Genomic DNA, 25,783 nt, shown 5'->3' with positions numbered 1-25,783 from the left:
TTTTTCTCCCGGTAAGCCTACGGCATTAATGCTAAAAGGATGTCTGAGAAGTATTAAATATTTTGCTTGATCTCCCCTAGCCTCCTAAAAAAGGGGGGGATTTAGGAGGATCTACAATTCTTGAATACAACACCAAAAAGTTTTCAGATATCCTTTAACCCTCAAACTCAAGAAGAACACAAACAATCATTAGTTTATGAAGAAGACTTTTCGTAAAACCGTCGTTGTATTTGCAGTAATTGCAACGCTAACAACAGGGTGCCGCTCAACTGATGAATACAAAAAATTTGCCAAAGCAGGAAATGAATATGCCAATGCAGTTGACAAATTACTTGATGCCGCCACTGACATTCATATAGATAAAACTTCTGAGCAATTATTAAAAGATGACCAAATTACCAATCAAACACGTGAAGATTATGAAAAACTTACTGAAACTGATGAAGAACGTTTAGAGGTTATTGATAATTTATGCAAACATAACAATCTATTAAGAGATTATTTTCAACTGCTTAACGAACTTGCTTCTTCCGATGCACCTGTACGTGCAGAAGGAGAAATTAACGGAGTAGTAGATAATCTCAATAATATTGGGAAAGAACTACAAAAGAGCGATTTGATTAAAAATCCAGGTCTTTTTGAAGGCATTACTAATCTTGTAGTTTCATCACAAATTCGTGGAGCATTACGCAATGAACTAGAAAAACGTAATGGCACAATTATGCGCGAACTAACTATTCATACGGCGATGTTAAAATCTCTTGGAGATTCAATTGAACAAGATACCAAACTTATTCGTATAGCAGAAGAAGACCGTTTAGTTATTCGTCCACTAACGCAGGACGCAGAAATTCCTGACAAAGAAGCATGGATTGAAACTCGACGGGAAATATTAACAAGGAGACAAGGAAAAGAACTTAAAGATGCTAGCAATACATTAAGTGAGTTTCAAGGAGTTTTTCAAGGTCTTATTGAAGGAAAATTAAATCTTGCTAGACTCAATAGTTTTTTACAAGATGTTGATAATTTTCTACAAATTGTTGAAGCAGATAAAAACGCAAAGTAGATATTTACATTGTAAGAAAATTACCATGAATTTTAGCTCAAAAATTACACCCGAAGAAAACACAAGCATTGCTAGAGATTTTGAAGAAATTCTCAAGAGAATTAAGAATATAGAATTCAATCTCAATTTACCAGAAATACAACAAAAATTTGAAAATGAAAAGGACGAGTCACGAAAACAAGATTTTCTTGAAGAACGTAAGAATATAGCGATTCTACGCAGTCAACTTGAAACTGCGGCTCTAAAAGAAATAGCTGCGAATCTAAAGAAGTTAGAACCAGACTTGTTTAAAGGAATAGAAGACTTAACTCAAGCAATTGATCGAGTGGAAAATACCGTAAATATTCTCACTACACTCCAAAATGTAACAGGAATTATTCGACGTGTTCTCTCGTTGTAAAACGATTTAACAAGAACCTCAGTTCGGGTAAATGAAGTTGAGCTTGTGTTAATGGAATCTGTGTTATTATTTTGTGCTTCTATGCATTAGTCGTTTGCAGAGCGTCTAAAAAGCTTTGGCAAAGCCACCGCTCTTGCTTAATTTTAGAGGTATCTTCAATTTGGGCGATCGCCTGTCTAATTAGTTTAATCTTTAGCTTACCTATTCCCATGATTGAAATTCATCAATGGCGCTACGAATTAAGGAAGTGATTTGAGCGCGACGGGTTTCAAAGTTGGCGGCGATGTAAATCAATAAAATGCCAACTAACAAACCAACTACCCATTTTAAAAAGGAGTACTGCAAGCTGAAAATTACTGATTGATAGATTGTCGTAATTAAAAAAGTCGCTGTACCAATGTAGAGAAAAGCGCGCACTCGCAAAGCTAATCCAGCAAAAATAGCGATGAGACTGAAAATACCCGGTATCCAAGCTGTATTTTGATTAAATAAAATTGCCCACCCACAAATTAAACCACTCCCTAGCACTCTCAGAAGATGACGAGATGTTTTGTACTCTGGTAGCTTCAGTTGGGTATCCACTTGAGCAATATAAAGCAGTGATAACCCAATTGGTGTTACATACCACAAAGCATCAGTCAGGTGTAAGGAATCAAACCAACGGTAAAGTGCCCAATCAATCAACGCCACACTAATATAAGTGAAACGGATGTTTTCGCCTACTTTTGCTAAAAAGATGTAAAATCCAGCTGCGAGTACTAAGGTAATCGGGTAAGTTTGCAGTCTAGTTTCCCATAAAATTATCAGTGGTGTGATGTATGCAGCTTGTTGCCAAGGTCTTTTAGACCAACCCCAACTTTCCCAAGGTAGGATGTACAAAAAGTAGGCTACCACACAAGCGATCGCCCCATTCCAAGGAACTAATGGCCCAGCCCAAAATCGCCCTACTGCTGTCTCTCGCCAATAAATCCTCATCCCGGCTACCTCTAATAAACCAAGGTAAACCCACATCTCGGCGATTGTAATTCTTCCCAAGATGCTGGGGGAAGTGGGTAAATTGCGTCCCTGAAAGACGGCGTAGCGAATCAAAAATACTCCCGTTCCTAATCCCACCAAACGGTTAACTGCAATGGGAAGAGGAATAGCAGCCATTAATAAACAGCTACTCCAAACCCAGTGAATATGAGCAATTCTTTTCAATTCTTGAGGAGTTAGGTGTAAGTAGCTGACTAGCCTTGGCGACAAAATGCGGTAAGCATACATGATACTCGCGCCAAGGGCAGACATGGCGATTAATCCATCGCCTAATGCTCCTCCTGAAGCTTGTGACATTTGATAAAACAAAAGTTCATAAGCAGAAATTGATACGCCAATAATTCCTAAATACAGAAAGGGTTTGAAGCTCTCGTGCCGTCGCCCTACGCCAATAATAATTAAAGCTACACCCAAAGAATACAAACCTGTCCACTCGGTAAAGGTGTTCAAACGCAGCAACACACTAAATACACCATAAATTAATGGCAAAATGTGCAGGCTGCTAGGAAACCTTTCTAATTGATGTCGCCGCCGCCACCACTCGCCGACAAGTTGAGTAATTAAACCCAAGGCGATGTTTGCGATTGCAATTCTCACAATTGAACGTTCCCCCAACCCTAGCACCTGAGCAATCAACAATTCCAAACACCAACCAACACCATAAAATGCCCAATTTGTCGGTTCGCGCCAACTGCGATAAACAATGGCTGCCAGGGTTATTGCAGTGGCAATTAAGAACAAAAATCCTGAAGTCGTAAACCCTTGGTAAATCAGTACTGAATGCAGCGTCAAACTTAATAATTCAACACTACATAAGGCGATCGCCCATTTATCGCTAGCGGCTGCATAGATAACTGCTAATTCGTTACCGCGTCGGCTTAAAATAGTCCGCGCTAACCATAAACTTAGAATTGCGATCGCTCCGACAACAAACCAACCAGCTACCGCGAGGCGAGGTAAACCAGGCACACCCGTCCACAGCAGCGCCCCAATGAAACTTAAAACAAATCCTTCTGTAATTACCGCAGATACTTGGTTGCGCAAATAGCGCGTATTTGCAAACATCAATCCAGCACCTACAGCCAAACCGATTAATCTGATTTCTGGTAGTTGTAAAGTTAGTAACTGAGCAATTATTACAGCCAAGACACTCAAGTAACGGCTAGTAAGCCGCCGCTCTATCATTGCGGCATTGGCAACACCCATCAGAGCTAAAGGCGTAATTAGCCATAAGACTCCCCAATCAGATCGGTTATCAGTGATGCCATACCAAGATGATTCTGCATTCATCCACAAGAGGAAAAAACTCGCTGCGGCTAATCCTAAGCCGATATCCCATGCACTACCTTGCCATAGTCCTTCCTGCAAGCTGAATCGCCATTCTGCAACCATGAGAGCCAATAAAATACTTGCCCAACCTTGTTGAGTCAGGCTGGGAAATAACCAATTAATGGTAAAGCAAAATGTCAGCATCCCCATGATATGAGTTAGGTATACCAGAGGAAGGGATGAGGGGGAGCGGCGTTGAGTAACAAATGCCAGAGTGGCGGTAGAAAATAGCAGATTTAGCGATCGCAATGTGGGATTTACGAGAGCGATCGTTGTTAAAAAAGCTCCAAATAACAGAGCGAGCAGTTCGCCAAATTTAGCTAATTCTCGCTTTTGGCGGCGATACAAACTATCTGTAAGCGCCACCATCAAAATTACGTAGGGAAATAAAGCTATACCCAGTAGCGCCCAAGGTTCATTTTGAGAATTGGTGAGTTGGGTACTAGTTGCGATCGCTAATTTCTGTAAGTTATCAGGTACTAATCGCCAACCTAGCCAAATCGTCTCTAAGCCGATGACAAAAGCCCCTGCAAAGTCTCGCTTTAAACTGTACCGCCACAAGCGACTCTCCACAAACCACAAACCCAAACCACTGACAGCTATTGCTTGCCAAGGATAATTTACTACCGATACCACCCAACCCAAAAAGAGTAAAACGCCCCCAAATCTTTCCCAGAGTAAGAGGGATGAAGGAGACAAGGGAGATGAGGGGGATATTAATGTTACTTCCTCTGCTCCCACTTCGGCTACGCTCAGTGACCACCTGCCCCCCTGCTCCCCTGCCCTTCTTCCCTGTTTTGCTAACCAAGTCATCAACCAGCCGCAAATGCCAATAGCTAACCCCAACAGTGCGACATCTAACTTGGTAACAAAAATTGCCCGCACCAACAATATTATTAAAGAATAAATAATTACAGCAGCAGGTAAACTAATACTTAAGCTACGGCGATCGTTGCTGACAGTACGAGGCTGTTGGAAAAGATTGTAATAAACGGTAATGATAGTTGTAGCGATCGTTGCCAGATAAACAGCAATTAAGGGAAATCCTCTTAATTGCCAACCCCAATGCAGATAACTCAGCCCTAGAATATTTACCAGAGGTAATTTGCCAGTATGTAAATTGCTAAAAATAGTTCGATTTTTGGAGAGTAAAACAGTTATAGCAGTCAGGGTAGGACAGGCGATCGCAACTACAATCCAATCCACAGGATTTTGCCACAATTTGAAGCTATCCATTGCCCAAAAATTCACTGGCACTAACAAAAGAGTGGCAATCAGCAATGTCTGAGCCGTCAATCTGAGGTTATTTTGCCTAGTCGCCCAAAAGCTTAATCCCCAAAAACTCAAAGTATAAGCAAATAAAACCCCGTACTGTCCAGCAGCAGGAAACCTCGCCCATTGACTAGCAGCCAGTACCCCAGAGGATACAACTACCAAAAAAACCCCTAGAAAAAGTAGCCAACGCACACTCAGTTCAGCCCCCAAGGATTGCAACATTGTGCCGATGAAGTTGGGTTTAGCTGGTTTTTGTTGTGATTGTTTACCGCTACTAGATTGTAAAGCTGCTACAGGCAACTGCTGCACGGGATCGGAAGTTGCAAATACTACCTTTGTGTGAGCTTCAGCCTGGGGTTGCAACACCACCGCACACACCAGAAACTCTCGACATAACTGCCTGACTTGGGTATCAGATATCAAACCTAAACGCAACCATATATCCAGTCCTTCCAATAATTGAGGATGGGAAGATGGCAATCTGATTTCAATTTTTAGCGGGCGCTCAAGGGGCGATGACATAAGCGGCAGCAATACCAGTATATACTTAAATTATTTGTTTAATTAAAGTATATTTTTGCTCTAACTGTGCAACTTATCAGGCTAATTGATGTTAATTTTTAACCGCCAAGCGAGATTCTAATGCCAACTATCTGCTTTTAGTTTCCATTTGCAGTCTCCCAGGCGGTAGATGTGCCCGTATCCTGAGTTTAATTAGCTTTTGTTATTTTCCAGAGAAAGTCGTCTACCTGCTGTAACTTTGAGTTATAAACTTTTTCAATTCTAGCTTTTAAGAAATCAGATGGCTCGAACAAAAATAAAAATATGTCACTAAAGCCATTAGTAATCTCTGGTAACTGATTTTTTCCGACAATTTGGAATTGTACTTTTGGATCGATGAAGTTACTAAGTACTTGTAGTGGTGGAATGATGTTATCCTCATCACTAATTAAAAGCGGTTTCTTACCTTGATTAATAATATGAGCCATTTGAGGATATTTTTGGTATTTTTCAGGGAATTGGTTCCACCAAATCTGCGCTTGAGAGTGAACCATACAAGATGCAACCTCGCCCATAACTACCATAACTGCTACAAGTGACCAAAACTTTTTTTGCCAAGCATTAGTAGAAATAGACGTAATCTTAGTGGTAAATAGGTAAGCAACAGCTAACTGTATCCCTAAAACAGAAGGAAGTGTATATCGACTAGTAGCATATCGCTTTAAAAAAACGAAATCTATTATCAGTAAGGGAAGCCCTACTGATGCAATCAAGGTTAAAACAAATAACCAAACTTTTTTAGAGGTTCTTCGACATACAAAATAAATTGAGTAGCTGATTATAACTAAAAGAATCAAAATCAAAGGAATTAAGAAAAACTTAAGTTTTCCTGGATCGTTAGGACTAATACTTAAATCAAGAAACGCACGACTAAAGATACCAGCCCATCTTATAGCTGACATAAATACTGTTTGTTTAATATTCGCCCAAGTTACTGCTTCTGGCTGAGGATTGGTAATAATAATCCAAATCCAAGGTACAAACGTGATAAAACCCGCAAGCGATGATAGCAGATAATAAATTAATGTTTTACTCAATCGGAAGCGTTCGATTGTAACTACATAAATTCCTTGGGCAAAAGCAACCAAGGTAAAAAATAGATGAGTATAAAACCCTATTAATAATGTTGCTACATAAATGCACCAACTAACTTTTGTTTGAAGGCGCATGGCTCGCAGCAGGGCTACGCTCGATATTAAAATGGCTACTATTGCTAAACTATACGATCGCGCTTCTTGTGCATACACGATATGAACAGGTGAAACGGCTACCAACCCGATGGCTATCCACCCGACTAGTGAAGACTCAAATAATTCTTGACATAGCCAATAAAGACAAGGAAAGGTAAGCAGACTAATAAATGCCGAAAAACTTCTAATCGCTGCTATAGAATTGCCAAAGCACTCTACCCAAAACCGGGCCATCAAGATGTATAGTGGCAAAATCTGCGAGTCTTCTACAATAACTCCTTTAATTGTATCAATTGCATTTTTTTCAGGGTTAGGATGCTGGTATTTGTGTAAATCTTCTATGCCAATCAAACGACCATTACCTAATTGCTTCCTCATTTCTGACTGCGTATAGCCAGATATGCGTAATGAGGATAAAACTTCATCACCCCAATAAATTTTTTTATCAATATTAACGAAGCGAAAAAATACACCTATTACTAATAAAACTATAATTAAAAAACGTAACCAGTATTTAGAAATAGTCCATTTCTGTGATATCTGCGTTTTCTTTTGTGGTAATTGCTTTTTCATGTAGTTTTCGATCTCCTCAAAGCTTAATTAATCTCGGTAAAAAAGCAATTGATAATTTTTTCTTAGCCTGTTCTCATGAAAAAAGCAAATTAGTATCTCTGAATAAAAGAGTAGATGAACATGAAGATTTATCTAATTTACGAATTAAATAAAAAGTCTTATTTTCTGATTAACCAGTATCAAATTGTCTATAAACATTTTAATTAAAAATTTTTACTCTAAATAATTATTTAAATATTGATTTTGCAGCTTTTGACAATACGTAATTATCATAAATACAATTGTTTCTTTGTCATCCTACAATATAAATTAATCAAGAAATAAAATACTTGTGTGAAAAATAAAAAGATTTAATAAACTTTATATGAAATAAACCTAAGTAAGTTTGTAGTAGCGAATAACACAGAGAAAAGAGACACTAAGTAAGTCTGCGAGAAAAAAAGCAATGTATATGAAGAAATATAAATTTGAAGTAGGGTATGTGATGCCATAGACTAACGTACCTGAATTGTTGACGGTGTGTTGTTACGCAGTGCAACTCACCCTACATTTAAATTTCTTAACATAACTTTAAATATTAACCCCGGCTTACTGATTGTGGAATCGTCCAAAGTTCCAAAAAAGCACTTGCAGCAAAAATTTAGTGCTTTCTCTGTACCCATTTAATTACATAGCTTGCTTCTCACTGGATCTGAGAAGCTTCTTAATATCTGTGTTCCGAATTTTTACTTACCCTTTCCCGGACTAAATCGACTATTGCCACAGCAGTCTAAAATATGGCAAGTAAATACTACGGTAAACCGATCAATTTATAGTAATATATTGAAACTGCGATCGCTTCCTTTGGTATGTAGCCATTAAGCGCAAGCAACATATCTCAAGTAAACGGACGAGTGCGAACACCGCCCGATCGATCAAACTATGGAGAATTGAGATGAGCAACAAACACATTGAAGTCAAACAGGTAGCAGGTTTCATCGGTGCCGAAATCAGCGGCGTAGACTTGTCGCGTCCTTTGCACGATGATGCAGTCAAAGAAATTCGTCAAGCACTATTGAAGTGGAAAGTCGTGTTTTTTCGCGGTCAAAACATCGATCATGCGGCACAGATTGCATTTACGGCTCGTTTCGGCGAAGTGACTTACGCACATCCCCACGAAGATGAGCCGATTGAAGGCTTCTCAGAAATCTTGCCCATTGACCGCAGCCGTTACGAGCGGCGCAATGGTTTGCGTCGTTCCAGCTACGAGAGCCGTTGGCACACCGATGTTACAGCAGTTGTCAACCCACCTGCGGCATCAATTTTACGTGCGGTTAATGTCCCTAGCTTCGGTGGTGACACACAGTGGACAAATTTAGTTGCAGCTTATGAGGGTCTGTCAGCACCCCTACGGGCGTTGGCAGACACATTAAAGGCGGAACATCGCTTCAATGCGCGTTTGAATTTGCCCAGCAACAGCAAGATTGCCCAGCGCATCGCAGCCAATCCCCTGGTTTCAATCCATCCAGTAGTAAGGGTTCATCCTGAGACTGGTGAACGCGCATTGTACGTCAACCCTGGCTTCACCTCGCACATTCTTGACGTATCACGACAAGAGAGCGACCTGTTGCTTGAGTTGTTCTTCAACCAGATTACTAAGCCCGCCTACACCACCCGCTTCCGCTGGAATAACGGTGACATTGCGTTCTGGGACAACCGCGCCACCTCCCATTTGGCCCCTCAAGACTTGGATCATCTGGAAGTCGAGCGCGTTCTCTATCGCACCACCATCACGGGTGATGTTCCAGTTGGGCCCGATGGTTTCCGATCGCAAGTGGTTGAAGGTGAGGCGTTCAACAGCGAACTACCAACCGTATTGAAGAACAAAGCTGAGAAGTTAGAAGCAGTATCAGCACTTTCATAAGCTACAGAGCGGTAAACAAGGGCTGCGCTGTTCGTAGCCCAGTTTACCTACTGAAGTTTTTCGAGCCAGATTTTTACCGATATAGTTGGTTATATATTGGTATCTTTGGTACTATTTTACCTAACGTCAATTTTATGGAAGAAACCCTTCAAACGCCTTTTCTATGAAAAGAAGACAAATTTTTGGCTTTTTGGGTATAGCGATCGCTGGCTTGCTGCTAGCAATTGGTTTACCGTTGTTTACTCCTTCTCCTGTAATAGCACAGTCGAACACAAACATACTCGTGTCCGCAGCTGCCAGCTTAAAAGAGGCGCTGGAAGAAATTAAGCCTTTATACCAACAAAGTAAATCAAATATCAATATTAATTATAACTTTGGGGCTTCTGGTGCATTGCAGCAACAAATTGAGCAAGGGGCGCCAGCGGATATCTTTATTTCTGCTGGCAAAAAGCAAGTGGATGCCTTGGAACAAAAAGGACTGTTGCTACCAGGTAGTCGTACTAACCTGGCAAATAACCGTTTAGTCTTGGTTGTGCCTCAGGATGTTGATGGCATCTATAGCTTCTACAATTTAACAGATAGTAAGATTAAAAAAATTGCGATCGGTGAACCCAGAAGCGTACCCGCCGGTCAATATGGCGAGCAAGTCTTGAAGAAATTGAAACTTTACGATCGCCTCAAGTCGAAATTTGTCTTTGCTAACAATGTGCGTCAAGTTTTAGCAGCAGTAGAAAGTGGTAACGCCGAAGCAGGTTTAGTTTATGCCACTGATGCCAAAATTTCCAACAAGGTAAAAGTCGTAGTTGCTGCTGATGATAAATTTCATTCCCCAATTGTCTATCCGGTAGCAATAATTAAAAGCAGTAAAAATCCTTCTGCTGCCAAAGAATTTGTTCAGTATCTATCTGGGAATGAAGCCAAAACTGTACTCAAAAAATATGGTTTTATTGTGTCCGAAGGAAATAAAAAATAATCACTCTATTTCTTTAGAGATCGCTCTTACAAATTTTAAGAAAGATCCAATTAATGAATAGCCTTTAAGGGGGAGAATTTAGATGTATGCAAGTTATTCCAGTAGCTAATTTTGAATTAACCGCTTGATTATTGTTAGCCTAAGCCAAGGAGACAAATCCCTAACTTAGGCTAATCATTAGACCTCTTGCAAAAGTGCTTTTTGCACTCTTGGAAAAAAGGGGAAAGGGGAAGGGGAAAAGGTACTGCAAAAGTCCCTTTCCCCTTTAACCTTTACCCTTTTCCCGACTTATGCAATAAGTCTATTTAAGAAGCTGTGGACTGTAATTGTTCTAGTCGTGCCAGCACTTCTGAACTGTGAATAGTTGGGTTGACTTTGACAAAAGTCTCGCGCAAGACGCCTTGAGGATCGATGATGAAACTGTGGCGCATAGATAAAAAGCCGAGCCACGAACCGTAAGCTTTGCTTACTGAACCATCAGTGTCAGCCAACAGAGGGAATTTTAGTCCTTCTGAATCACAAAACTTGGCGTGGGAATCAATGTCATCAGCACTAACGCCAATAATCTGGGTATTTTTTTCGAGATATTGGGGTAAGTCTTGCTGAAAACGACGAGCCTCTATAGTGCAACCAGAGGTGAAGTCTTTAGGATAGAAGTACAGGACTAGCCATTTACCGCGCAAGTCAGAGAGGGAAATTTTGCCATCGCCTGTGTTGGTTGGCAAAGTAAACTCAGGTGCGGGTTGATTAATTGCCGGAAGTTTACCACCCATAGCATCAGCAACAGGGGTAAAATTCAGCCAGCTGATGATAGAAATACAGCTGGCAAATAATATGCTTAAAAAAGTGCGGCGGGAAATCATGGTGGAAACCAGAATCACAACTTTACACAAGTTTACAATTCTTGGTTGCGAGAAATCTTATTCTAAGTGAGATTCGGCAGGGGTATCTGTACTTTCGATATATTGACTATCTAGGAGAAAGACCCCCCTAGCAAAGCGAATCCCCCAATATCCACCGGGTCTGCGGTCAATGACTATACCTTCTTCGCCCATGTGAATTACATTAGGGGGACGTAGCATGGGCATAGGTTCAGCAGTTTTGACATAAGCTGGTAGCGCCACAACACGGACTTTACTACCAATTGCGAATTCTTTTGACATTTTAATCAAGCTAGGAGTTTTGAATTAACTCATAACTCAAAACTAGCTTGAAAGTCTACTAAATTCGGCATTGGGCAAAATACTTTCGTTAGTGGATAGCTAGGGTTTAGCCCGTGCTGAGTAAAGAAATGAGATTCTCCACTCAAAACTCAAAACTCAGCACTCAAAATAGGGAAAGGGAAAGGGGATGAAGTTTTTCCCCTTTCCGCATCTTCTGCAAGAAGTCTATATAATCTCTTTTGGGATTGAGATGGGCGAGTACTGCCCACCCCTGAATTATTATTTTTTGAAAGATGATTATTGAGGATTGCCTTGTTGACGGCGTGAAGGAGCATTTTGACGGAATTGCTCTAATTTTTGACGCTGTTCTGCGGTTAAGACTGCTTGAATCTGTTGTTTCTCAGACTCGCGGATTTGTCGCATTTGGGTTTTTTGGGCTTCAGTTAGATTTAAGTCAGCAAAACCACCCTTTCCTCGACGTTGACCGGGTTGCCGTTGACCTGTTTGCCCCTGAGCTTTACGTGCTTGCCATTCAGCCCGACGTGCTTGTTTGGCTGCCTCTAATTTTGCTTTTTGTTCTGGGGTCAAAACTGCTTCAAATTTGGCGCGGCTATCGCGGCGAATCGTCTGAATTTGGGCTTTTTGGGTATCTGTTAGACCCAAATCTTTCCAAGGGCCTCTTTCTTTTTGTGGAGTTTGGGCAAGTAACAGGGGTGAAGGAGAGGCTGTTTGAGCGTGAACAGCAAAGGAGGTTGCAGTTAAAGTGAGAGCGATCGCGGAAGCAACTAGCGATAATGCTTTGAGTTTCATTACTTGTGTGGTGGGTTTTTCCTGGTTGGATGCCACCATCATAAGAACTTATCTTCAGCAGTTACATGAGGAGAAAGTCATGGTTATACCCATGACTTTAGTCATGATTGACAAGAGATAGTTAGAAGTTAGAAGTTAGAAGTTAGGAGTTAGGAGTTAGAAATTATGAAAATTTTGATTATGATGATTTTATAAGTCATTATTTAGCTGATTATCTAACGGGTTTGTTCTTTGAATTTGCTTTTGATTTCTCACTCAACGAAAAAATTAAGTGATGAAAGCCTCTGCTAAAATATTCAAAATTCTTAACTTCTAATTCCTAACTCATAACTCATAACTCATCACTTCTAACTGGAGCAACGCGACTAATGAGTCGTCCAATTGAAATTAAGAAACATCCTTTTCCGTCTCTGCTTTATCTGGAGTGGACATTACTGGCAATCACTGCATTGACAGCTGTTATACCACCTCCGTTACGGCGATTTCGTCCTAAGCCTCCAGAGCTATCAATTTGTAGTGCATTTCCAGACTTGTCAGTTTGTAGCATATTGCCAGAACTATCAATTTATAGTCTGATTATTTTTGCGGCAATGGGCTTAACATTACCTAGAAAGAATCAGACAACTAAGGTAATATATACAGTCATTGAAATTTTATTAATTTTAATAATTGGACTTTTTGGGGAAAGATTTGCTCGGCTTTTTCCTTTTCTCTATATAATTTTAGTGACTCGCAGTTGTCTGATTTTTCAATTAAATGGGCGCTTATTCGTTACAGCTTTGTCATTTGCTTTATTTTTAGTTACTACACAACTAAAATATCAATTATTCAATTTTCAAGCATCGCCGCAGGCACAAGAGCGATATCGATTTTTGATTTTGAATTCGTCGCTAGTATTTGGCTTAAGTTTGGTTTTTGTATTATTGATGATGAATGCAGTTTTGTCTGAACGGCAAAGTCGAGAAAAGCTAGCTCTTGCTAACGACAAACTCCGTCAATATGCTATGCAAATTGAAAATCAAGCTACCCTAGAAGAACGTAACCGTATTGCTCGTGAAATTCATGATTCATTAGGACACTCTCTGACTGCTTTAAATCTGCAATTAGAAACTGCTTTAAAACTATGGCAATCTAACCCAGGTAGAGCTGAAACATTTCTTGCAACTGCAAAGGAATTAGGTTCAAAAGCGCTAAAAGATGTTCGTCAATCTGTTTCTACTATGCGTTCTAATCCATTACAAGAACAATCTTTAGAAGATGCGATCGCTAGTCTTTCAGAAAATTTTCATCGCTTTAATGGGATATTACCAATTTATCAAATTAACCTGGAATATTCTCTACCACCTGAAATAAATACTGCTATTTATCGAATTACTCAAGAATCTTTAACTAATATATCTAAATATGCAGATGCCACAGAGGTAAAATTGGAACTCACTACGACTAAAAGCAATTTGCGATTGATAATTCAGGATAATGGTAAAGGTTTTGATGTTGGGCAAAATACTACTGGTTTTGGACTTCATAGTATGCGCGATCGCACTTTAGCACTTGGGGGTCAGTTTAATATTAATAGCGCTCTTGGCTCTGGTTGCAAAATTACAGTTAATATTCCATTAACATGGTTAACATAATGATTAAAGTATTGCTGGTAGACGATCAAAGTTTAATTCGCCAAGGATTAAGAGCGTTATTGGAACTAGAGCCAGATTTAGAAATAGTTGGAGAAGCAGAAAACGGCGAACAAGCGATTAATTTTGTTGCAGAATTTCAGCCAGATGTAATCTTGCTAGATATCAGAATGCCGATTATGGATGGAGTTGCAGCCACAAAGGAGATTCAAAAACGTTTTGCCAAAACTAAGATTTTAGTATTAACGACTTTTGATGATGATGAATATGTGTCAGCAGCTTTAAAGAATGGGGCTATGGGTTATTTATTGAAAGATACACCATCAGAGGAATTAGCTGTTGCTATTCGTGCCGTTCATAAAGGATATACTCACTTGGGCCCAGGTATAGTTAAAAAGCTGTTAACTCAATTTTCTCCTGTTGCACCAACTCATTCACCGCCTTTACCATCTAGTTTAGCTGAACTGACTCCTAGAGAAAAAGAGGTTTTGCGATTAATTGCTACAGGTGCTAGTAACCGAGAAATTGCTCAGAAACTCTACATTTCTGAGGGAACAGTAAAAAATCATGTTACGAATATTTTAAACAGATTAAATTTGCGCGATCGCACTCAAGCGGCGATTTGGGCAAATACATATTTATCGTATTTGAATGAACCAAGTTAAATAATTCGTAATTCGTAATTCGTAATTCGTAATTTTAAGCTTTATAGCAATTTTACTTTATTGTTGAGAATTGCAACCCGGAGATTACTGACTTATTTTTAAGTCAGCGATCTCACTTCACTTTATTTAAATAATTCCAAACATTCATTTTTTAAAATGTCTTTTGTGACTTTTATTTTCTGGGATGACTTATCGATTACCTCTTCGCAAGATATATTAATTTGTGATTGATTTACATTAATTAAATCTTGAATGGAAGCACCATATACAATTTCTGATAAACCACTCCAAACACAAGCAGTTGCACACATCGGACAAGGTTCGCCAGTTGTATATATGCTATAACCTTCTAAAGAGGGGTTTTTCAGTTTAGCTGTTAAACTACGAATAGCATTGATTTCTGCATGGGCTGATGGATCGTTGTCTCTGTTTACAGTATTATGAGCTACGGCAACGACTTCGTTATCTTTAACAATCACTGCACCGTAGGGTGCATCGCCTTTTTTTGCTTCTGCCAATGCTAAACGCATAAAAGATTCTGGGTTCATATAAGCTGAGGTTAACATCAGGATAATGGTTAATCATATCGTATTTCTAATGTTATAACTGGGAATTAAGATGTTTTAATAGTAGAATATGTTACTGAGCAGACAAGAAACAGAGTTTTACTTAGAAGACCTAGAAACACCAATAGGTAAAGCGATTAATTTAACCCTTGCCTCTTTGGTACTAATATCATCAGGAATTTTTGTGGCAGAAACATATAATATTCCTGATTATATGCGGTTTCAGTTAAATGTAGCTGATACTGCGATCGTCATCATCTTCGCTGTGGAATATTTGCTTCGCCTGTGGAGTGCGGAAAACAAAATTAAGTATATTTTTAGCTTTTATTCGATTATTGACTTAATGGCGATTCTGCCATTTTTTCTCGGTATGGTAGATATTAGCTTTATCCGACTATTACGATGGTTTCGGATTTTACGATTAATTAGATTTATAGATAGAAAGTTTTTATTCGTTAGTATCAGCAGTGAAGATGGGATGATTTTTGCGCGAATATTATTTACGTTATTTACAATTGTTTTTATTTATTCTGGCTTAATTTATCAAGTCGAGCATCCGGTTAATCCTGAAAATTACGGTACATTTTTGGATGCATTTTACTTTTCTGTTGTCACAATGACAACTGTAGGATTTGGTGATGTTATTCCAATTTCGGAATCAGGACGCTTGCTAACAGTATTGATGATTTTTACCGGAATTGCATTGATTCCTTGGCAAGTGGGAGATTTAATTAAACAAGTAGTGAAAACTGCTAATCAGATAGAAATAGTTTGTTCAGGTTGTGGTTTAGCTTTCCATGATGTAAATGCTGGGTTTTGTCAAAGGTGCGGGACTAAGTTACCTAAGTAGTCTGCCAATGGTGAAATTAAATATGCATTATCTATAATCCTTGGAGAAATGTAGCACTGCTACGTCTCTCCATTCTTTTTAACTCCTATAGGATATCTCCCTTGATGAAAACCCAGGTTCAGTTTAAGGTGTCGTCTGCGGTGGATTGGTGGAATTAGGAAATGGAAGAGTTGGTACAATTACAGGTACAGGCTTTGCTTTTTCGCCTTGCAGTTGAATTTGAGCTTGATTGCGGCCCTCTATTGCTTGTTGGTAGTTAGGCTTGTATTTTATTGCTCGATCGTAAGAAGCGATCGCATCTTGAAACCGTTTTAAATTTAATAGAGCATTGCCTCTACTATACCAGCTTTCGGAATGGTCTGGTTTATAACGAACTGCCTTATTATAAGACGCGATCGCATCTTCGTATTTCTGCAATATGTATTGCGAATTTCCCAAATTATACCAGAGTTGATAGTCATTTTGCTTAATTGTCGCCGCTTTATTATAAGCTTTTATTGCTTCTTCATAGCGTTGATTTTGATGCAGCGACCATCCCAAATTATACCAGGCTTCATAGTTTTTGGGACTGTATTTAATTACTTGATTAAAAGATTCAATCGCTTCGGGATAACGTCGTAAATTCAGCAGTATATTACCTCTAGATAACCAAGCTTGATAATAATCTGGCTGATATTGCACCGATTTATCATAAGCTGTGAATGCATCTTGATAGCGTTTTAAATTGACTAGTGCATTCCCCAAATTATACCAGGCTTGCTCGTAATCTGGTTTTAAATCTACGACTTTTTGATAGGCGGCGATCGCTTCTTCATATTGCCTAGAATTCTGCAAAGCTAATCCTTTTTTATACCAAGCTTCGTAATTATCTGGTTTGAGTTCAATTGCCTTTTCATAAGACTTAATTGCCTGGTCGTATTGGTTTAAATTACTGAAAGCTTCACCCCTAGCATTCCAGACTTCTGAGTTGTCATTTTTTAATTCTAAGGCTTTATCAAAAGAGGCGATCGCTTCTTGATATCGCTGTAAATTTCCCAATACAGTACCACGTCCAATCCAAGCATCTAAATAATCTGGCTGAATTTGAATTGCTTTATCATAAGCCACTAATGCGTCTTTGTATTTTCTTAATTTATTTAGTGTTTTGCCTTGACCATTCCAAGCTTGAGGATAATCTGGTCTAAGATTAACGGCTTTTTCATATACTTCTAGCGCGTCTTGATAGCGTTGTAAATCAAAAAACGTATTTCCTTGTTTAGATAATTCTATAGCATTATTTGAATTAATGTAATGCCAAATAAATATTGATGCTACTACACCAACAGCAAAGAAAAATATTGTTAGTAAAATTTTACCTAAAAGACCTTTTTTTGGTTCAGGTTTGTTGATATTTTTTGGTGGAGGAGGAGTTAACGCGATTGTCTGAACAGGTGGTCGTGTTACCTCCTTCAGCGCTTGTAATGCCACTGTTGCTGAAGGATAGCGTTGCCGAAAGTCGTAGCACACCATTCTATCTAAAAATTGAGCAAATTCTGGTGTTACCGTGGCTTTATCGTGCCAGATAATTTCATTAGTATCAGCATCTTTTACTATTTCCTCTGGTGATAATCCAGTGAGAGCTTGAATCGCAATTATTCCCGCAGCATAGATATCACTGCTTAATTTTGGCGTCCCATGAGCTTGTTCGCCAGGAATATATCCAGGCGTACCGATAGCTACTGTTGCAAGAGTTTGACCTTGGGGAGTAATAACTTGAGTTGCAATTTGTTTTACAGCACCAAAATCAATTAAAATTAATTTGCCGTCTGGTTGGCGTCTAAGAATATTGTGAGGATTGACATCACGATGAATTACATTCTGTTGATGGACAAATTCTAAGATTGTCAAAAGTTCTTGTAAAAGTGAAATGACTTCTTCTTGACTGAGGATTTTACCTGATGTTAATTCTTGACTCAGGTTATGACCTTCGATCAATTCCTGTACAAGATAAAATTCGGCATTTTCCTCAAAGTAAGCTAAAAGTTGGGGAATGCGATCGTGAGTTCCTAATTTATATAGAACTTGTGCTTCCGTATCAAATAAACGTCTAGCTGTTTCCAAAGTTACCGGATCGCTTGCCTGGGGTTTGAGTTTCTTAACAACACATAGAGGTGAACCAGGTAATTGGGTATCATAAGCCACAAAAGTTTCACCAAAACCCCCTCCTCCCAAGTTACTAATAATTTGGTATCTTCCTACAAGTGTGTTTCCTAGCATCTTGTTTGCCTAGTTAAGTGCAATGCGATCTGATTTCAATCTTGCCACACGTTAAGGGGAAGTGAGGGAGTGAGGGAGTTAGGGGACAAGGGGACAAGGGGACAAGGGGACAAGGGAGACAAGGGAGACAAGGGGGACAAGGGGCACAAGGGGGAATTATTGACAAATCTCTCCCAAGTCTCCCCCCTCTTCCTTGTCTACCTTGTCTCTTCTCAATACCCAATGACCAATGACAAATGACCAATGACAAATGACAAATGACAAATGACAAATATATATGATTCCTATTAGTGATAACATTCGTTGTCGAAATAAACCAATTATTAATTACTGGTTGATTGGCATTAACCTGGCTGTATTTTTATGGGAACTTCAACTAGAGTTTAGCGGTCAATTAGGTTATTTTGTCAATACTTGGGGTATGATTCCAGCGCAGATTAGTGGAGCAGTTACCAATGCTCTCTTTTTCAACTCTGCTGCTTGGATAGTTGTGATTTGGCGGGTATTTACCCTATTTTTTGGGATATTTCTGCACGGCAGTTTTAGTCAAATATTAGGAAATTTACTATTTTTGTGGGTTTTTGGGAAAACTGTAGAAAATCTTCTCGGACACAGACGCTATCTAGGATTTTATCTGGCTGCTGGGGTAGTGACAGGTGTAATACAAATTCTGCTTGAACCGAGTTTGACAGTTCCATTGATTGGGGCAAATGGTGCGATCGCAGCTATTTTAGGAGTATACTTTATGAAGTTTCCTAAAGCTACAATTGACACTGTTTTGCCGCTAATAATCTTGTATATCCCTATCCAACTACCAGCCATTTTCTATATATTTTGGTGGTTTATACAACAATTATTTTATGGTATCGGGAGTTTAAATATTCCTCCTGTTGGCGTAAATCAATCGGGTGTTGTCTTCTTAGGGCAGGTTGTGGCATTATTAATTGGTGCAGCTTTCATTCGATTTAATAAATAAATTTTAATTTAGCTATCTAGCTATTGTTTCTAGAGTGGGCACTATTAACTGACTGATGTCACAAAGCCCAATTTTGATATTTTTGGCAGTGCTTACCCTACAGTTATTGAAACTCATATATATCTTTTGGCTGAAATATATAAATTGTTTTTGCTTAATAAAGCATAATTAATCAAACGCTTACGCTGTATTAACTTTTAATTTTCAATTTTTAATTTTTAATTCCGCCTTGCCGTACTAGGGAATACCTACTCTTCAAGTCGATATTGTTAAATATTAGCGGTGTAGAATATGCAAAATGTTGATAAATTTAACTTTCAATCTACTGATGAATTAGCAGTGTTGCGGCAGCGGGTAGCTGAGTTAGAGCAATCAGAGATATTTTATCAACAAAGGCAAGCAGCACTTGAAGAACAATTAACAGAACTAAAAAGAAAGCTGGCAGTAGAAGCAGAAAATCCTTATATTAAAGTTAAAGAAACATCTGTGCATCTCATGCCAACAGAAGTAGCAGTAATTTTAGAGCGACTCCAACAAGAAATTGCGACGCGACAGCAGCTAGAAGTATTTCTTAGAGAGAGCGAAGAACGGCTGAAGCTAACTCTAGAAGTATCGCAGATGGGCTTGTGGGATTGGAATATTGTTACCAATCAAGTCATTTGGTCGGAAAATTATGAACTGCTTTTTGGTTTAGTTCCAAGTAGTTTTGACAGCCCTTATGAGACGTTTCAAAAGTGCGTTCATCCTGAAGATAGCCAATCTGTAATGCAAGCGATCGCTCACGCTTTGGCACAAAAGACTGACTACAATGATGAATTTCGTATAGTTCGCTCAGACCAAAGTACACATTGGATTTCTGCCAAGGGAAAATTTATCTATAACACTCAAGGGCAAGCGGTGCGAATGATCGGCGTTTGTATGGAAACTACTGTGTGTAAGCAGGCAAAAGAAAGTACTCGCGAACTCACATCACAAGTCCAAGAACAGGCAAATATTTTAAATGCTATCCTCACTGCTTCAGTCGATCATATTTACATCTTTAATCGCCAAGGTTGTTATCAGTATGTCAGCCACGATGGAGCAACTATACTAGGTTTAAATTCCCAAAATATTATCGGCAAAAATTTGCCAGAAATGGATTTACCTATCGACCTAATAACCCAGGTAGAGAATCAACGACTTGCTGTAATGAAAACAGGGCAACCAATTAAAGATGAGTGTAAATATGTTACTCGTGATGGCGTACATTATTATGAATATATTCTCACACCATTACGCAATGTTGACCAAACTATTGAAGGCGTAATTACTGTTTCTCGCGATATTACCGAACACAAACGGGCAGAAAAAATTTTACGTGAAAGTGAAGCGCGATTTCGACGTTTGTTTGAATCTAACCTGATTGGGGTCGCTTTTTGGAATGTGCATGGCTTTATTATTGATGCCAATGATGCCTTTCTGCAACTAGCTGGTTACACTCGCGATGAATTTGCTACTTTAGGCAGAATTAATTGGCGAGAACTTACTCCTGTTGAATATCAGGATTTAGACGATCGCGCCCTTTTGGAGGTGCAAACCACTGGAGTTTCCAAAATTTTCGAGAAAGAGTACATCCACCGCGACGGAAAGCGAGTACCAATTGTTTTAGGGATAGCTTTACTGAATGATTCCCAAGAACATGGTGTTGCTTTTGTACTGGATATTACCGAGCGCAAATTAGCTGAACAAGAATGCGATCGCCTACTCGAGCGCGAAAAGACAGCACGGCAACAAGCAGAAATCGCCAACAAAATTAAAGATGAATTTCTGGCGGTTCTCTCCCACGAACTGCGCACCCCACTCAACTCCATTCTGGGATGGTCGAAAATGCTGCGGACTCGCAAGTTTGATGAAAAAACTACTCACCATGCCTTAGAAACCGTTGAACGCAACGCGAAATTACAAACCCAGCTAATTGAAGATTTGTTGGATGTTTCGCGCATTCTCCAAGGAAAATTAAACTTGAATATCTGTCCTGTCAGCTTGGTAATGGTAGTTGAAGCAGCACTAGAAACGGTAAAACTAGCAGCACAAGCCAAGTCAATTCAAATTCAGACCTTATTTGATACCAATTTGGGACAAGTGATGGGCGACCCCAATCGGCTGCAACAAGTTGTGTGGAACTTACTTTCTAATGCGGTAAAATTTACACCAACAGGAGGACGGGTAGAAGTTCAACTCATGGAAGTTGGTAATCAGGCTCAAATTCAGGTCAGTGATACAGGTAAGGGAATTAGCCTAGACTTTTTGCCTTATGTATTCGATTACTTTCGTCAAGCTGATGGCACAACTACTCGGACATTTGGTGGACTAGGTTTAGGACTAGCGATCGTGCGTAAGGTTGTAGAAATGCATGGGGGAAATGTTCAAGCCGAAAGTCTTGGAGAAGGATTGGGTGCAACCTTCACTGTCGAGTTACCGCTTTTGCTTAGAAGCGAACAGGTTTGGGGTGAAGAGAATCAGTCTTCATATTCAGAGCCGGAATCCTCGCTGCTTGCAGACACTCAAGTTTTGGTAGTGGACGATGAACCAGATATCCGCGATTTAGTTACCTTTATTTTGCAAGACTACGGCGTGCAAGTAACCGCCGTATCATCAGCACAGGAGGCATTACAAGCACTATCTGAGTCGATACCAGATGTTTTAATTAGCGATATTGGAATGCCAAAAACAGACGGTTATATGCTAATGCGTGAAGTGCGATCGCGATCCCCCCAACAAGGAGGAAACGTCCCAGCGATCGCTCTGACAGCCTATGCAGGGGAAATGAATCAGCAACAAGCATTAGCCGCAGGATTTCAAATGCATATCTCCAAACCAGTAGATCCAGATGTATTGATAAAAGCGATCGTTGATTTGATTGAACCAAGTTAATACTAGATTGGCGTCCGTCGGCTGTCTATCACTTTAGTGTTGTACGATGTCTACTGCTTTCCTGCTAGACTCTGAATAGCCCTTATGCTTTTAGAAATTATGGCATCTGTTAAGCAGATTAAAGAAGCCTTAACTTTGCCCAGTGCAGCGAGAGCATTGTTGGCATAAAAGCTGGTTGAAAGTCTTGAATTTGATGTAGACGAAACACTTCAAACACTGCGGACAGACGAAGCCAAAAAGCGTAGAGATGAAGTTCGTAGCGGTGCAGTTTCACCCATTCCTGGAGAGGAAGCGTTAGCTAGAGTAAGACAAAACCCAGATTGTAGAGACGCGATTCATCGCGTCTTGAAAGATCAATCGCATTGTTAGCCAATGCAATCGCATTGTTAGCCAATGCAATCGCATTGTTAGTCGATGCAATCGCATTGTTAGCCGATGCAATGGCATTGTTAGTCGATGCAATGGCATTGTTAGTCGATGCAATGGCATTGTTAGCCGATGCAATCGCATTGTTAGCCGATGCAATCGCATTGTTAGTCGATGCAATGGCATTGTTAGTCGAAACAATCGCATTGTCAATCGAAACGCGATCGCCCAAGAACACTACTAAAGATACTAGTTATCCCTTTGAGAATCGCTATAAGATGACAAAAAGGGTCTTCTAGATTTGGATGAAAATGACTGAGCAACGTGATGCTGATTTACCATCAACTGATTCTCAGCAATTGAGCGAACCGACCGATGAAGCGACTACCAAATCGGTTGATAATTCCTGGAAAAATCGGATTGCTGGTGTCTGGAACAAAGCAACAACACGTCTAACGCAACTTTTGCCCGGAGAACAAGTGGCACAGACAGTTGTCGAATGGTTTAATGTGAGCGATACTCAGGTTGCAGAGATTTTAGAGAAAATCCGAGCCGAACTGCCAACTACAGAAGCCCTTTTAATTGGTAAACCTCAAGCCGGAAAAAGTTCTATTGTCAGAGGATTGACAGGAGTTTCTGCTGAAATTGTCGGTCAAGGATTTCGCCCACACACACAACACACCCAACGCTATGCCTATCCTTCAAATGAGGTGCCGTTACTTATTTTTACTGATACGGTGGGGCTGGGTGATGTCAAACAAGATACTCAAGCAATTATTCAAGAGTTAGTTGGCGATTTACAACAGGAAACTCGTTCCGCCAGAATCCTACTTTTGACTGTCAAAATTAATGATTTTGCAACTGATACCCTACGACAAATTGCTCAACAACTGCGCCAGAAGTATCCAGACATTCCCTGTCTGCTGGTAGTTACCTGCTTGCACGAAGTTTATCCTGGCGATACCGTCGATCATCCCACCTATCCGCCAGATTATCAGGAAGTCAACCGCGCATTTGCCGCAATGCAACAAGCCTTTGCAGGAATAAGCGTTGGCGAAGCCTCTCCGAAGGAGATTCGCTCTGTACTGATTGACTTTACCTTAGAAGAAGATGGCTACACTCAAGTATTTTATGGCTTAGAAGCACTGCGAGATTCTTTAGCAGAACTACTCCCAAAAGCAGAAGCCCAAGCGATTTATCAGCTATTAGATCGAGAAGAAGTTGGCAAGCAAATTGGCAATCTTTACCGAGATACTGCCCGCCGTTATATTTTGCCATTTGCGATCGTGTCTGCAACTCTGGCTGCCGTACCTCTACCATTTGCCACAATGCCCGTACTGACTGCCTTGCAAGTATCAATGGTGGGACTGTTGGGTAAATTATATGGGCAAACAGTTACTCCATCTCAGGCGGGAGGCGTTGTGAGTGCGATCGCAGGAGGTTTTTTAGCACAGGCAATTGCCAGAGAGTTAATTAAATTTATACCAGGTTTTGGGAGTGCGATCGCCGCTTCTTGGGCAGCCGCCTATACTTGGGCACTAGGCGAAGCAGCCTGCGTTTACTTTGGCGATCTAATGGGAGGTAAGAAACCCGATCCCCAGAAAATTCAGTTGGTGATGCAAGAAGCATTTCAAGCGGCGCAAGAACGGTTTAAGGGGATTAAACGTTAAGAGTAGTTGCAATCAGGTTCGGATAATTACAACATCTGAATTGGACAATTATATAGATAGCGATATGAGTTATACCAATTCAATTAATGATTGCAACACATCCTTGGGTAAAGACGCGATGAATCGCGTCTCTACAAATAGTCTATTTGTCGCATTCTTTTTTCCAATTGGTATTAGATAATTGTAATATTTATTAAAATGATAAATCAAATAAATCAAGTCTTTTTCCAGAATATAAATTAACGTGAATTCGACAGCTATGCTGGAACCGAAACGTCTACGGATGGCGGTAGCGCAAACCACACTCCGCGAAAACCCTAGCAATAGCGTTCAACTGCGCGAGAGCGGACGCGAGATACGACACCTGATGTGCAAGGCGCATGAAGCGGACGCGAGGCTCGTGCATTTCCCAGAGGGAGCCACCTGCTCTCCGCATAAGCGCATCATGTCCATCGATGGGCCCGAAAAGGTTGGGCCAGCAGACTGGGATCGGGTTCAATGGGACGTTCTCCAACAGGAGTTGAATCAGACGGCTGCTTTGGCGCAAGAGCTGCGGCTCTGGGTCATTCTCGGCTCACTGCATCGCTTGACACCACCGCACCGTCCGCATAACAGCTTGTACGTCATCTCGGATCGAGGCGAGGTAGTGACGCGATACGACGAGCGGATGCTGTCGAAAACCAAGCTGGCCTTTATGTACACACCAGGCTCGATCCCGGTCACATTCCAGATTGACGGTCTGCGGTTCGGGTGTTCAGTTGGCATGGAATGTCAGTTCGCAGAAGTATTTAGCGAGTACGAGCGGCTCAATGTCGATTGCGTTCTGTTCTCGACCGCAGGCCCGGGCACGCCGAATAACAGGGGGATGTTTGCTATCCAGGCGCAGGCACTCGCGGCGACGAACAGCTACTGGGTCAGCTATGCCGCGCCCGCGCAAAATGAAGGCGCACCGTCGGGTTTGATTTCACCTCGTGGGGAATGGCTTGGGCAATGCCCACAGCAAGGTGAACCGATGGTGGCGATCGTTGACTTGGATGAGAGCGAGCCAAACCTCGCACGACTATGGAGGCGCAAGGTTCGGACTGGGATTTACCAGCCGCACCTCGTCCGCAACGACGCTCGGAGCGACAACCGCAGAACCTTTTGAGCAGGCTACGAACAGCCGTTACCTGTAGGAGCTAGCAAACATAAATGCATTGCTCTGGCTAACAAGACAGTTTTTAGGTCAAGTTATCTGCAATTGGAACTGTAGCCTAGCTCAAATTAACTACAGATCAGATCGAGTTAACGTGAGTTCGACGTTTAGAAAAAAGCAAAAAGCTTGCTAGATATGAATTTGCATAATTGGGTAAGCCGAAGCGCTATATCATGTCCGCATAAATTAATTATGCGGATATGATATTATTTGGTCAAAAGTTCATGTTTTTGGACTATTGACCCCAGGCAACGGAAGTCTCGGCTTTACTCTGGACAACCTCTACAATTTGGCTATACCTTTCTTGAGAGTAAGTAAAGCTTTCTGAAATCCATTCTTAGACAGAACTATAAATAAGAAAGCCTAGTCAAAATACTTATTTAAAAGTATTTTTTTTATCTGACTAGAGGCTGATGA

Annotated in this window: 20 protein-coding genes and 1 pseudogene; 13 read left to right on the top strand and 8 right to left on the bottom strand. The window is 40.4% G+C overall.

The genetic code is table 11. From position 1 onward, the window contains the following. The first annotated feature begins 196 nt into the window (after positions 1-196). Positions 197-1,066, top strand: coding sequence for a hypothetical protein (locus NSTCB13_RS13960; RefSeq protein ID WP_448272736.1), 870 nt, complete (start codon positions 197-199; stop codon positions 1,064-1,066). 25 nt (positions 1,067-1,091) lie between these two features. Further along, positions 1,092-1,466: a hypothetical protein gene (locus NSTCB13_RS13955; protein WP_448272735.1), complete on the top strand. Its 375-nt coding sequence runs from the start codon at positions 1,092-1,094 to the stop codon at positions 1,464-1,466. A gap of 79 nt (positions 1,467-1,545) precedes the next feature. Here NSTCB13_RS13955 and NSTCB13_RS13950 read toward each other — a convergent pair whose 3' ends face one another. From NSTCB13_RS13950 to NSTCB13_RS13940, 3 genes are all read right to left on the bottom strand, one after another. Then, positions 1,546-1,677, bottom strand: a complete 132-nt coding sequence (locus NSTCB13_RS13950) for a hypothetical protein (RefSeq protein ID WP_445628046.1) — start codon at positions 1,675-1,677, stop codon at positions 1,546-1,548. Beyond that, positions 1,668-5,627 carry a DUF2157 domain-containing protein gene (locus tag NSTCB13_RS13945; protein ID WP_448272734.1) on the bottom strand — a complete coding sequence of 1,320 codons (3,960 nt, stop codon included), beginning with the start codon at positions 5,625-5,627 and terminating at the stop codon, positions 1,668-1,670. Before NSTCB13_RS13945 ends, NSTCB13_RS13950 begins: the two co-directional genes overlap by 10 nt. A 188-nt stretch (positions 5,628-5,815) precedes the next feature. Further along, a complete protein-coding gene (locus NSTCB13_RS13940; RefSeq protein WP_448272733.1) occupies positions 5,816-7,429 on the bottom strand; it encodes a glycosyltransferase family 39 protein in 1,614 nt (537 codons plus the stop codon). Between the two features lie 934 nt (positions 7,430-8,363). Between NSTCB13_RS13940 and NSTCB13_RS13935 the strand changes: the two genes are divergently transcribed. Both NSTCB13_RS13935 and modA read left to right on the top strand, forming a co-directional pair. Then, positions 8,364-9,332, top strand: a complete 969-nt coding sequence (locus NSTCB13_RS13935) for a TauD/TfdA dioxygenase family protein (protein WP_322665055.1) — start codon at positions 8,364-8,366, stop codon at positions 9,330-9,332. Between the two features lie 163 nt (positions 9,333-9,495). Continuing rightward, the gene (modA, locus tag NSTCB13_RS13930) at positions 9,496-10,305 is read left to right on the top strand and encodes a molybdate ABC transporter substrate-binding protein (RefSeq protein ID WP_448272732.1); all 810 of its coding nucleotides are present in this window, start codon (positions 9,496-9,498) and stop codon (positions 10,303-10,305) included. A gap of 305 nt (positions 10,306-10,610) precedes the next feature. Here modA and NSTCB13_RS13925 read toward each other — a convergent pair whose 3' ends face one another. The 3 genes from NSTCB13_RS13925 to NSTCB13_RS13915 all read right to left on the bottom strand — a co-directional run bounded on the left by NSTCB13_RS13925 (position 10,611) and on the right by NSTCB13_RS13915 (position 12,278). Beyond that, complete coding sequence (locus tag NSTCB13_RS13925) at positions 10,611-11,168, bottom strand: peroxiredoxin (RefSeq protein ID WP_445632201.1); 558 nt, start codon at positions 11,166-11,168, stop codon at positions 10,611-10,613. A gap of 57 nt (positions 11,169-11,225) precedes the next feature. Further along, a complete protein-coding gene (gene sipA, locus NSTCB13_RS13920; protein WP_322682666.1) occupies positions 11,226-11,468 on the bottom strand; it encodes a regulatory protein SipA in 243 nt (80 codons plus the stop codon). Between the two features lie 297 nt (positions 11,469-11,765). Next, a complete protein-coding gene (locus NSTCB13_RS13915; RefSeq protein ID WP_448270051.1) occupies positions 11,766-12,278 on the bottom strand; it encodes a Spy/CpxP family protein refolding chaperone in 513 nt (170 codons plus the stop codon). A gap of 368 nt (positions 12,279-12,646) precedes the next feature. On the opposite strand from NSTCB13_RS13915, the gene NSTCB13_RS13910 reads away from it, so the two are divergent. Continuing rightward, the gene (locus tag NSTCB13_RS13910) at positions 12,647-13,912 is read left to right on the top strand and encodes a sensor histidine kinase (RefSeq protein ID WP_448272731.1); all 1,266 of its coding nucleotides are present in this window, start codon (positions 12,647-12,649) and stop codon (positions 13,910-13,912) included. Beyond that, a complete protein-coding gene (locus tag NSTCB13_RS13905) occupies positions 13,912-14,574 on the top strand; it encodes a response regulator (RefSeq protein ID WP_448265210.1) in 663 nt (220 codons plus the stop codon). Before NSTCB13_RS13910 ends, NSTCB13_RS13905 begins: the two co-directional genes overlap by 1 nt. Before the next feature lie 122 nt (positions 14,575-14,696). Here NSTCB13_RS13905 and NSTCB13_RS13900 read toward each other — a convergent pair whose 3' ends face one another. Then, positions 14,697-15,122, bottom strand: coding sequence for a nucleoside deaminase (locus tag NSTCB13_RS13900; protein WP_448272730.1), 426 nt, complete (start codon positions 15,120-15,122; stop codon positions 14,697-14,699). Between the two features lie 88 nt (positions 15,123-15,210). On the opposite strand from NSTCB13_RS13900, the gene NSTCB13_RS13895 reads away from it, so the two are divergent. Continuing rightward, positions 15,211-15,990, top strand: a complete 780-nt coding sequence (locus NSTCB13_RS13895; protein ID WP_448265207.1) for an ion transporter — start codon at positions 15,211-15,213, stop codon at positions 15,988-15,990. A 123-nt stretch (positions 15,991-16,113) separates the two neighbouring features. Here the strand turns inward: NSTCB13_RS13895 and NSTCB13_RS13890 are convergent, their stop codons facing one another. Next, complete coding sequence (locus tag NSTCB13_RS13890) at positions 16,114-18,246, bottom strand: tetratricopeptide repeat protein (RefSeq protein WP_448272729.1); 2,133 nt, start codon at positions 18,244-18,246, stop codon at positions 16,114-16,116. Positions 18,247-18,523: 277 nt separating this feature from the next. Between NSTCB13_RS13890 and NSTCB13_RS13885 the strand changes: the two genes are divergently transcribed. From NSTCB13_RS13885 to NSTCB13_RS13860, 6 genes and pseudogenes are all read left to right on the top strand, one after another. Then, positions 18,524-19,222: a rhomboid family intramembrane serine protease gene (locus NSTCB13_RS13885; protein ID WP_448272728.1), complete on the top strand. Its 699-nt coding sequence runs from the start codon at positions 18,524-18,526 to the stop codon at positions 19,220-19,222. 291 nt (positions 19,223-19,513) lie between these two features. Then, the gene (locus tag NSTCB13_RS13880) at positions 19,514-22,135 is read left to right on the top strand and encodes a PAS domain S-box protein (protein ID WP_448272727.1); all 2,622 of its coding nucleotides are present in this window, start codon (positions 19,514-19,516) and stop codon (positions 22,133-22,135) included. Positions 22,136-22,234: 99 nt separating this feature from the next. After that, positions 22,235-22,504 (top strand): annotated as a pseudogene (locus tag NSTCB13_RS13875) (addiction module protein). Continuing rightward, entirely contained in the window at positions 22,498-22,800 is a 303-nt protein-coding gene (locus NSTCB13_RS13870) for a hypothetical protein (protein WP_448272726.1), read from the top strand. The pseudogene NSTCB13_RS13875 and the gene NSTCB13_RS13870 overlap by 7 nt, the downstream one beginning before the upstream one ends. 12 nt (positions 22,801-22,812) lie before the next feature. Further along, positions 22,813-24,171: a GTPase family protein gene (locus tag NSTCB13_RS13865; protein ID WP_445628057.1), complete on the top strand. Its 1,359-nt coding sequence runs from the start codon at positions 22,813-22,815 to the stop codon at positions 24,169-24,171. 259 nt (positions 24,172-24,430) lie between these two features. Then, the gene (locus NSTCB13_RS13860; protein WP_448272725.1) at positions 24,431-25,318 is read left to right on the top strand and encodes a carbon-nitrogen hydrolase family protein; all 888 of its coding nucleotides are present in this window, start codon (positions 24,431-24,433) and stop codon (positions 25,316-25,318) included. Positions 25,319-25,783 lie beyond the last annotated feature (465 nt).

Source organism: Nostoc sp. DSM 114160, assembly GCF_053470305.1.
Note: the sequence above shows the minus strand (reverse complement) of the source record. Positions and strands in the feature narration are given on the sequence as shown.